Annotated in this window: 10 protein-coding genes; 9 read left to right on the forward strand and 1 reads right to left on the reverse strand. The window is 60.8% G+C overall.

Annotation, left to right across the window (positions count from 1 at the left end; translation table 11 throughout):
• From EN964_RS39395 to EN964_RS13505, 9 genes are all read left to right on the forward strand, one after another.
• The coding region (locus tag EN964_RS39395; RefSeq protein WP_164775811.1) for a YadA-like family protein at positions 1-160 on the forward strand (160 nt) is incomplete at its 5' end.
• A 7-nt stretch (positions 161-167) separates the two neighbouring features.
• A complete protein-coding gene (locus EN964_RS13470; RefSeq protein WP_127267772.1) occupies positions 168-725 on the forward strand; it encodes an invasion associated locus B family protein in 558 nt (185 codons plus the stop codon).
• 13 nt (positions 726-738) lie between these two features.
• Complete coding sequence (locus EN964_RS13475; RefSeq protein ID WP_127267771.1) at positions 739-1407, forward strand: hypothetical protein; 669 nt, start codon at positions 739-741, stop codon at positions 1405-1407.
• A gap of 44 nt (positions 1408-1451) precedes the next feature.
• Positions 1452-1913, forward strand: coding sequence for a DUF4189 domain-containing protein (locus EN964_RS13480; RefSeq protein ID WP_013529842.1), 462 nt, complete (start codon positions 1452-1454; stop codon positions 1911-1913).
• Positions 1910-2446 (forward strand): invasion associated locus B family protein, encoded by a 537-nt coding sequence (locus tag EN964_RS13485; protein ID WP_236383471.1) that lies wholly within the window; start codon positions 1910-1912, stop codon positions 2444-2446. Before EN964_RS13480 ends, EN964_RS13485 begins: the two co-directional genes overlap by 4 nt.
• 422 nt (positions 2447-2868) lie before the next feature.
• Positions 2869-4317: a TolC family protein gene (locus EN964_RS13490; RefSeq protein ID WP_127267769.1), complete on the forward strand. Its 1449-nt coding sequence runs from the start codon at positions 2869-2871 to the stop codon at positions 4315-4317.
• A gap of 39 nt (positions 4318-4356) precedes the next feature.
• The gene (locus tag EN964_RS13495; RefSeq protein WP_127271964.1) at positions 4357-6489 is read left to right on the forward strand and encodes a type I secretion system permease/ATPase; all 2133 of its coding nucleotides are present in this window, start codon (positions 4357-4359) and stop codon (positions 6487-6489) included.
• A 42-nt stretch (positions 6490-6531) separates the two neighbouring features.
• Entirely contained in the window at positions 6532-7821 is a 1290-nt protein-coding gene (locus tag EN964_RS13500) for an HlyD family type I secretion periplasmic adaptor subunit (RefSeq protein ID WP_127271967.1), read from the forward strand.
• Positions 7811-8452: a ribbon-helix-helix domain-containing protein gene (locus EN964_RS13505; RefSeq protein WP_127271969.1), complete on the forward strand. Its 642-nt coding sequence runs from the start codon at positions 7811-7813 to the stop codon at positions 8450-8452. Before EN964_RS13500 ends, EN964_RS13505 begins: the two co-directional genes overlap by 11 nt.
• A 59-nt stretch (positions 8453-8511) precedes the next feature.
• Here the strand turns inward: EN964_RS13505 and EN964_RS38520 are convergent, their stop codons facing one another.
• Positions 8512-9099 (reverse strand): transglutaminase-like cysteine peptidase, encoded by a 588-nt coding sequence (locus tag EN964_RS38520; RefSeq protein ID WP_236383472.1) that lies wholly within the window; start codon positions 9097-9099, stop codon positions 8512-8514.
• Between the last annotated feature and the right edge of the window lie 841 nt (positions 9100-9940).

Here is a 9940-nt window from a genome sequence, read left to right on the forward strand (position 1 = left end):
GAGCGTGGCGGCGGGCGGTGGCTTGTGGCGGGACGCAGGCGCGTTCGCCTTCGGTGCGGGCTACACCAGCGAAGACGGCCGCATCCGGGGCAATCTGTCGGGCACGGCCGCGGGTGGGCATGTCGGTGTCGGCGCCGGCATCAGCTTCACCTTGAACTGAGGCAGGAATGAAAGGACTTGTTGCCCTGACCTGCCTGGCACTCTGCGGCGGCCTCGTGCCGGCCGCCGGGCAGGTTGCGTCGACCTACAGGATCAAACCTTCGGACGTGGTGGTGCCGCCCGAGGTGAAGCTCGGCGACTATCAGCGCACCATCCGCCCATTCGATAACTGGACACTGATCTGCGACGAGAACCTCAAGGCCCGCAAGAAGGTCTGCAACGTCTCGCAGATCATCGAGGACGCATCAGGCAAGATGGCCTTCAGCTGGTCGCTTGCCGCCACACAGGACGGCAAGCCTTACATGATCCTGCGCACCGCTGCGAATGCCAGGAGCGATGGACTGGTGTCGCTGAAGTTCGATGGACAGAAGCAGCCGATCGACGTGCACCTGAACGGCTGCAACGAAATGGTCTGTGTCGGCATGTTGCCGGTCGGCCCCGTCATGCGCCGACAGATCTCGCAGAATGCGACACCGGCGATCTCCTATTCGACAGTCGACGGCCAGACGATCACCGTGACTGCAACGCTCAAGGGGCTGTCAGAGGCCCTTTCACCACTCAAATAATCGGGGCATCACCATGAGCCAGCAGGACCAGTTCACGTCCGCGAAACGCACTCCGGCCGTCGAGGCGGATCGGCAGAGGCGGGCCGAGCCCCCAAGGCGGCGCTGGCCACGCGTGGCCGGATATTCATTGCTGGGATTGGTCGTGGCGGGACTTGGCTTCGCCGCCGGGAACTATGCCGCGATCGCCAATCTGGTCGGCGGCGCGACGGCCGCACCTGCAGAAACTGCGGCGGCCCCCGTGCTTCCGGACACGCCCTTCCTCGAGCATGTCAAGCAGGCCGGTGTGCAAGCCTGCTCGACCGTCTATCCGGCGCTCGGACAGATTCTGACGAACGGCACGAAATACAGCGTCAAATCCCTGTGGAACGATCAGGCGGCCGACAAGCACGCCATTCAGGCCTTTGTCGGCATGGACTATGCATCGGAACGCTATAGCGGACCGGCCGCCGGCATCGTCTTCGCATCGCCCACCGCCACGGGTTGCGAAGGGGCGATGGTGCGGGTGGCGCCATTCGCCAGCCCTTGCGCCGACATCGCATCCATCCTGCCGCAGGGCAGCAAGATTACCGACCATCTCGGGCAGGTCGAGGTCTACGAACTCGGCGGCAATGCCGGTGAAGCGCTTCTCCTGCCGACGGGCAAAAGCTGTGTGGTGATCTCCCTCGCTTCGGCGGCGAAGTAGGACGCGAAGCGATTGAGGTTAAGGAAAGGATGCCGACCATGAGCATGAGATTGCAGGCTTTGGCAGTTTTGGGCTTGACCTTGTTGTGGAGTGGACAAGTCGTCTCAGCCGACCTTGTGGCCCCCTCGGAGCCGCAACAGGAGGAAAAAGGCATATGGGCGGCCATCGCCTATTCGCAGGCCGATAGCAAATACGGCTTCTTCTGGGGCGCCGACAAGCGGCAGGAAGCGAAGGACATCGCACAGAAATATTGCGAGAACGCGGGCGGAAAAGCCTGCAACGTCGTCACCGTCTTCCGCAACCATCGCCATTGGAATGATGACGACGAGACCGGCTTTCCCTACAAGCATTGCGGTGCGCTCGCCGTGGCAGACAAGGTGGAGAACCGTTTCACGCCCTGGGGCGTGAACTCGGCAGAGACCCGTCGGGAAGCGGAGGATCTCGCCTTGCAGGCCTGCGAGGCAACGGGAGAGAAATGCAAGATCCGCGAGTGGGTCTGCACATGAAGTCTGGCCCGAAGGCCGTCTCCGCATGTGGGGCAATTCTATTCTCGTTGATGTCGCCGGCGTTCGCCCAGCAACAGGTGGCGGCTGTCCCGGATGGACCGTCATCGCTGCGCGAGGTCTATCAGGACTGGAGTGTGACCTGTTCGGTTCGCGAGAAGGCGAGAGTGTGCTCGCTCGCGCAAGACCAGGTCCAGCAGAACGGGCAGAGGCTTCTTGCCGTGGAGATCGCGGCACGCCCGGACGGCTCGACGACGGCTACCTTGCTGCTGCCCTTCGGCATCCTGCTCGATCCGGGCGTGACGCTGCAGATCGACGATCAGCCGCCACTGCCCCCGCAGCGATTCAGGACCTGCCTCCCGACGGGTTGCGTCTCCGTCTTTACCGTCGATCGGCCGACGCTTGCAAAGCTGAGGGGAGGCTCGGTGCTGAAGCTCAATGTCACGACGGACGCCGAGACCCCGCTGAGCTTCCCGGTGTCGCTTCGCGGCCTGACCGCGGCGCTCGACCGCATGGTGGCGTTGAGCGCAAATTAGAGGTACGCGCTGACCAGCTTTTGGCCGTGATGAGCGACATGACGCGCACGCCGGCCGCCGCGACAGAGTATTTTTTGGACCCGGCACCCAAGGGGCATGCCTGAAAAAGCGTTCAACCTCCGGTTGGATTATCGACAACCGCTATCCGAACCGGCCATGATTCTGGGCATATCGGCCCACTGGCTTGCGATTTTCTGTGCTTTCCCACTGAATGGGGCGTCCGGATACAACCGCAGCGAGCCGAAGTTATGTGCTATTTTTGCTACATCTCGCAGCCTTGTTGCCCAAAAGGGCTATTTAGCGCCCTCTAAATCAATAATCGCTCACACATTCCGTGAATTTGTGGATAATCCACCGACGGGCAGGCCTTGGCTTGGTTAGCGCTCTGAAAAAGGACGCTGGGGAAACGTTAGGGTGGGATTATGAATACGACAAACATGTCGGCCATAGGCAGGCGCCTTGGTCTGTTGATGGCGGCCACCATGCTGACCTGCGGGGGCGCTCATGCGCTTACGCTCAAGGAGGCGATGGCTGTCGCGGTGGAATCCAATCCCGAGATTGGACAGGCGATCGAAAACCGCGAAGCAATCGAGTTTGAGTTGCGGCAGGCCAAGGGCCTTTACCTTCCCAGTGTCGATGTCGAGGGATCGGCTGGTGTTCGCCGGCTCGACAATTCCTCCCGACGCTCGCTGTCGATAGAGGACGATTCGCTCTATCCGGCGGAAGCGAATCTGGTGGTGACCCAGAAATTATTCGACAGCGGAGCTCGTCGCGCGGAATTGAACCGCCAGGCATCGCGCGTCGACGGAGCGTCGTTCCGGGTGCTGGAACGGTCCGAATTCATCGGGCTGTCCGTTGTCCAGGATTACCTCGAATACATGCTGCAGGCTTCGATCGTTTCCGAAGCCAAGAAGAATCTGGGTTTCCATCAGGCGATACTCGGCGACATCCGGCAAGGCATCTCAGGCGGGGCGCTGAACGAGGCCGACCGCCAACAGGCCGAGGAGCGTCTGTTCGCGGCCAAGGCCCGCATGCAGGAGGCGACCGAAGAGCTGGAAGCCTCCAAGATCCGGTTCTTCAAGACCGTCGGCAAGCCGCTGGTCAATGCTTCGCGGCCGGGTGATGTCGCCGCCGCGCTTCCGCGGTCACTGGATGACGCGATCGGCCTGGCACGACAGAACAATCCGCGCGTTCACATGGCCACCAGCGATATCGACGCCGCGGCTTCCCTGGTGGATGCGGCCCGGGCGAAATATGGCCCTGAAGTCATTGCTGAAGGTCGGGCCAGGGCAGGCACCGACATTGACGGCGACGACGGGGACACCAATGACCTGCAGGCGCGTCTGGTGCTGCGTTGGAATTTGTATCGCGGCGGCATAGACAAGGCCAATGAACAGGAGCAGATCCGCCGCGCCAGCGAGCAGCGGCTCGCCTATCATCAGGTCTTGCGCGAAATCGAGGAAGCCGTTCGCACCTCATGGGATCGCCGTTTCCGGCAAGCCGATCTGGCGAAGACCCTGAGGCAACAGGCCGCCGCCAATGAAAAGCTGGTCGCTTCCTATCGCGAGCAGTTCAAGGTTGGACAGCGCTCGCTGCTCGACGTGCTCGACGCGCAGAATACGCGGTTCAACACGGCAACGCTGGCGGATACCGCGTCCTACGCATCGCTGTTTGCCCAGTACCGGCTCCTGGCCGCGACCGGACAGTTGCTGAAAACGATGAATCTCGAGCCGGCAAAGCAAGCGACAGCCTATGCTCGCACCGAGTTTGCAACACCGGAAACCGCGGACACCGAGACCTATGCGCGGACGCCATCGGAGCAGAAGAACGACCTGCCATTCGATATCCTCGCCCCGGTGAGGAAGAAATAAGACGACGCAAGGTCCAGCGAGCGTCCTGACGGGCAGATCGTGAACCAGCAACCCAATATCCTCTCTCCCAAGGAGGCGTTCAAGGCCTGCTTCTCGGCCGTTGCCGGATATCTCGGCAGGCCGAGCGCGGAGACCGTGCTGTTTGCCGGCGTGCCGCTCTCGGACACGCGAATTGCGGCCGACGATATCAGGCACCTTGCCGAACGCATCGGCCTGGAAGTCACCGAGTTCAATCACCGCGATTTTCTCAGGGGGCGTATCGACCTGCCGGCAATCGTCTTTCGCGTCAGTCAATTGCCGGTTGCCCTGCTCGCTCTGGGCGAAGACGATGCTTATATCACCGCGCCCCAGGAAGACGGCCGCACCACGATCGGCCGATCGGAACTGGCCGCCAGCTACATCAGCGGCGGCGCTTCCTTCTCGATCACCTATGCCAATGCCGCCGAGACCATGTCGGTCGGCTCGGCGGCCAGGATCGAGCGGAGACATTGGCTTACGGGGACGATGGGCGCTTTCTGGCGCACCTACTCAAAAGTCGTCCTGGCGGCGGTGTTCATCAATCTGCTGGCCATAGCCTCGCCGATCTTCACCATGAACGTCTACGACAGGATCCTGCCGAACAAGGCAATATCGACACTATGGGTGCTGGCTCTCGGCATCGGCGCGGTCATCCTGTTCGACCTGCTCTTGAAGACGGCCAGGGCCTCCCTCATCGACTATGCCGGGCGCAAGGCGGATCTCCGGATATCCTATCTGCTGTTCGAGAAAGTGCTGAACTCGTCGCTGTCGGCGCGCCCCGGCTCGACCGGTGAATACGCAAACAGGGTCACGCAATATGAATTCGTCAGGGAGTTCTTCACCTCCAACACCATAAGCGTGTTCATCGACACGGCATTCGTCTTCGTCTTTCTCCTTGTGATCTATGCGATAGGCGGATGGCTGGTGATCATACCGGCGCTGGCCTTCGTGATGTCCGTCATCGTCGGCCTGATCACCCAGCGCCGCATCGGCAAGCGCGTCGCCGCCTCGATGAACGAAGCGTCGCAGCGCCAGGCCCTGCTGGTCGAATCCATCTCGACGCTGGAGACCATCAAGTCGCTGCGCGCCGAGGCGTATCTGCTGCGAAAATGGGGAGAGCACTCCAAGAACGCCGCCAACACGTCCGAGAAGATCAAGCAGCTTTCGGCGGCGGCGGGCAACATCACCCAGTCCATACAACAGCTGGTGACCGTCGCCCTGGTCGTGGCCGGCGCCTATGCCTTCTCGGAAGGGCATGTTTCGACAGGAGCAATCATAGGAACGGTGATGCTGGCGAGCAGGGCCGTGGCGCCGCTCGGCCAGATTGCCATAACGTTGTCCCGGTTTCGCCAGGCCATGCTCTCGCTGAGAATGGTGAACTCGATCATGGCTCAGCCGGAAGATCGACCCGACACGGTGGGCTTCGTCAACCGCCCCATCCGCAAGGGGGCGATGGTGTTCAGGAATGTCGGGTTTGTCTATCCAGGCTCGGAAAACGAAGTTCTGACCGGCCTGAATATCTCGGTCAAGCCGGGTGAGCGGATCGGCATCATCGGCCGCATAGGATCGGGAAAGACGACGATGGGGCGGCTGATCGGCCGGCTCTTCCTGCCGACTTCCGGTGAGCTGCTGCTGGATGGGATCGACATTCGCCAGTATCACCCGTCCGAGGTTCGCGCCGCGGTCGGCATCGTTGCGCAGGCCGGCGACCTGTTCTCGGGCACCATCAAGGAAAACCTCCTGATGGCATGCCCCGAGGCTACCGACGAACAGATCATCGAAGCGGCAAAGGCGGCCGGCGTCGACGATTTCGTTTCACGCCACCCGCGCGGCTACGACATGAATGTCGGCGAGCGCGGCACCAATCTTTCCGGTGGCCAGAGGCAGACGGTGGCGATCGCACGCCTGCTGCTGACCAAACCGAAAATCGTCTTTCTGGACGAGCCGTCGGGCTCGATGGATCTCGCATCGGAACGCCAGTTGATCAAGCAGCTCAAAGTCGCCTTCGACCGCGACACCACGCTGATCGTCTCGACACATCGCTTCAGCATGCTTGAGCTGGCCGACCGCCTGATCGTTATCGAACAGGGCAGAATCGTTGCCGACGGACCGAAGGACCAAGTCATACAGGCGTTGCAGAAAACAAGCGCCTGACAAAACAGATATTGCTGCATCCAATGCGTTGGGGCGTGGGAAATGCTTGCCAGAGAAGATCGACCGCCGCTGTTTGCGTCGGCGTCCATATTCATCATCGGAGCGCTCTTCGTGGTCTTCGTCGCCTGGGCGTCCTTTGCCGAAGTCGATGAGATCGCACGCGGCGACGGCAAGGTCATACCCGCTTCCAAGACCCAGATCATTCAGGCGAGTGAAGCCGGTGTCGTTCAGGAAATCGCCGTGACGATTGGCCAGGTGGTCAAGAAGAACGATCTCATCATCCGCCTGGACAACACGCTCAACACGTCCAGTCTCGGCGAGCAGCAGGCCAAGGCGCGCGCGCTGGAAGTGCGCATAGCAAGGCTGAAATACGAACAGGCCGGCAATCTCTCGGGCCCATTTCCGTGCCCGCAGGACATCCAGTCGGTCGCTCCGCAAATCTGCGACAATGAGCAGAAGCTGCTCATCGCCCGGCGCGGGAACTTCGACAACAAGCTGTCCGTGCTCAAGTCACGCCTTGACCAGCGCGAGAGGGAACTGGCCGAGGCGCAGGCCAATTCCGATCGTCTTACAAAGAACCTGGTCGTCAGCGACCAGGAGGCAAAACTGGTCGACGCGATGGTCAAGAAAGGCCTGATGGCAAGGACCGAGCAGCTCCGGGTGGAGCGCGAACAGACCGAGCTCAACGGCCAGCTGAACCTTGCGGGCGAAACGATAAAGAAGATCAAATCGTCGATCACGGAAGCCCAGCTTCAGGTCGAGGAACTCGGCCTGCAATTGCAGCAGGAGGCGTTGGACGACCTTACCCAGGCGCTGGCGGAGCTTTCGGTGGTGGATGAGACCATAAGGGGAGCCACCGACAAGGTCGCGCGCACCGATATCCGTTCTCCCGTGGATGGCATCGTCAACACGCTGGAGCTGAACACGGTAGGCGCCTTCGTCCAGCCTGGCGCCGTCGTGGCCGGCATCGTGCCGACCTCCGAGACGTTGCTGGTGGAGGCTCGGGTCTCGCCACGGGATGTCGCGTTCATCCGTCCCGACCAGGTAGCCCTTATCAAGGTCACCGCCTATGATTTCTCGATCTTCGGCGGTATCGAGGGCAAGGTCTCGAACATCACAGCCGACAGCCTGGTCGATCAGAAAACGGGGGAACCCTACTATCAGGTGCGTGTGGCGACTGACAAATCCACCCTTCAAAGAGACGGCAAGGCCTACTCGATCATCCCCGGAATGATCTGCTCGGTCGACATCAAGACCGGGCGCAAGACGATCCTGCACTACCTCCTGAAGCCGATCAACAAGGCGCGCGAGGAGGCGATGAGTGAGCGGTAGCGCCAGCCCTCATCATTCCGGTCGCGAGCGGCTGCTGCCTCCAGTCGCCGCCGAGGATTTTGGACTGGAATTTCGGGTTGTGGCGCGCGGCGGCATCCGGCGCGGCATCCGTCTGGAGCGGGCATTCTGGATGTCGCTGAAGCAGATGGCCGAAAGCAGGAAGTGCACGATCGGCATGCTCATCGACGAGATCGCCGAAAGCCAGGCACAGACAGGCAATTTGACATCCGCGATCCGGGTGGCCTGCATGCGTGGGTTGGGAGACGAAAACCTGACCCTGCGAAGGCTTGCATCGATCAACACCATCAACGCCATACTGGTCGCTTGCCCGTCTCCGGCCTTTGCCCTGGCTTCGTCGAAGAAGATCCTGTCGTTCAACGCGCCGTTCCAGCAACTCGTCAAACGTCAATTGCCGATCGCCCCAAGCGATGACGCACGGCACGATCTCAAGCTGGCGCTGGACCTCAATGTGGCCGACATCTTCGCGCGGCTCGATGCCAATGGCGAATCGCCGGTGGCCACCGGTTTTGTCATCGGCGCGGGCGACCGTCGATACCGGGGACAATTGAATGCGGTGCGGGCTCCGGTGCTCGAGCCGGAGCTGCTGATGGCGTTCGTCTTCGGCGGCTAGAGCAGTTCACCGTTACACTTACCGGAGTTGCTCTGCATGCATCGCCAATGCTGGCGAACCTATGGCTGAAAGCCTTCGCCGGGTGCGACGGTTGCGAAACCGCCCTTGATGTCGGCCATCTGGGCTCCGCCCGGTCTTGAACCGTGGATCCAGGCCCGGTCCGTGCTGAACGAATAGAGCGGAACGTAATCCGGAAGATCGCTGTCACGCACGACAGTGTTGCTGAGGCTGTCGAGAATGAAGGTGCCGCTGCCTGTGCTCACCGACAGCACTGCGTGAAAGAAGCCTCTCTTGCGATCCTGGAGGACGACAAGCGCCATGCTTTGCGTGGGAATGCCGGCCCTCAGCAGGGCTGTCATCTTGAGGATGGCAAAATCCTCGCAATCGCCGGCTCGCCGCTCGAGAATCTCCGAAGGCTTCGCCCAATAGTCGAGCTTGCCGTAGACGACGCTGTCTTTCCTGTAGGCGATCAGGCGATTTACGCTGCTGTTGACGAAGGACAGCTTCTCGCTGAACCCCTTGCCTTGTGCGGCGGCGATCATGCCGGCAAAAGCCGCGCTCTTGTGCTCGCAGGGGCTGCCTGCCGAACAGGCGGCGATTGCCCGGTAGACGGGCGCCCAGCGAGCCGCGACGGGAAAATTGCGCATGGACAAGGCAACCGATCCGAAGACCCCCGGAATGATCGACGCGGTCTGCAGCGGATCTATCCCGGCGTCATCTCGCGCCGTTGACGAGCCATCCCCGCGGCCAACATCTGGGCCATAGCTGCCGGTGACCAGACCGATCCGGTAAGCGCCCGCAGGCTGCCAGGGCTGAGGCCTCGTCAGCGAAACACCGCCGAGAGAAGGCGGCGTTTGAATATTCTCCTGAGGCCAGCCGGGTGCGGCTATATCGCTCGCAAATGACGGCCCCGCCAGGCCGACAAGCCCGATTGCCAGCAGGAGCATCTGGAGCCGGGTTTTTCCCGGAACTGATTTTTGCTTTTTCATAACGCCCACCTTTGACTGTGGACGCTACCAATCTTGTCTCAAATTATTGGAAAGGAAGGTGGATAAATATCCAGCAACTGTCTTTATCCATTTTACTTAAAATTTTATTCAAATTTATACTTTGGTTTACCGGAAAAATGCCGGCCAGCTATCCGTCAAGGAGGTCTCCAGAAACCTACATATATCAGGTTATATTGTTGCGGTTTACCACGTGTAAAAAATGCCGGGCAATGCATATCATAATATATGAAATAGATTAGGGGGCAGTTGCAAAGTAGAAGTGGCCGCTGTCTCTATCCGGTAAATATCGGAGGGGTTTCAGCCATGACGAACAATATCGAGTTGGACAGCTTTTCGGCTTCCTTGAACGAGCATTCCGTGTCCAATGAACACGGCGATCAGGCATCACCGGCGGAGATCCGGGTCGCACAGGCAAATTCGACGCAGCCCGCGCCGGCAGCGTCCGAACCGGTGCCGGTCGATGTCGGCGGCGGCGCGC

Origin of the sequence: Mesorhizobium sp. M7A.F.Ca.CA.001.10.2.1, assembly GCF_003998575.1 — a bacterium.
GTDB lineage: Bacteria > Pseudomonadota > Alphaproteobacteria > Rhizobiales > Rhizobiaceae > Mesorhizobium.

Coding starts and splice junctions, on each gene's coding strand:
- EN964_RS13475 (WP_127267771.1), top strand. CDS start 739: ATGAGCCAGCAGGACCAGTTCACGTCCGCGAAACGCACTCCGGCCGTC.
- EN964_RS38520 (WP_236383472.1), bottom strand. CDS start 9,099: ATGCGCAATTTTCCCGTCGCGGCTCGCTGGGCGCCCGTCTACCGGGCA.
- EN964_RS13470 (WP_127267772.1), top strand. CDS start 168: ATGAAAGGACTTGTTGCCCTGACCTGCCTGGCACTCTGCGGCGGCCTC.
- EN964_RS13485 (WP_236383471.1), top strand. CDS start 1,910: ATGAAGTCTGGCCCGAAGGCCGTCTCCGCATGTGGGGCAATTCTATTC.
- EN964_RS13480 (WP_013529842.1), top strand. CDS start 1,452: ATGAGATTGCAGGCTTTGGCAGTTTTGGGCTTGACCTTGTTGTGGAGT.
- EN964_RS13490 (WP_127267769.1), top strand. CDS start 2,869: ATGAATACGACAAACATGTCGGCCATAGGCAGGCGCCTTGGTCTGTTG.
- EN964_RS13500 (WP_127271967.1), top strand. CDS start 6,532: ATGCTTGCCAGAGAAGATCGACCGCCGCTGTTTGCGTCGGCGTCCATA.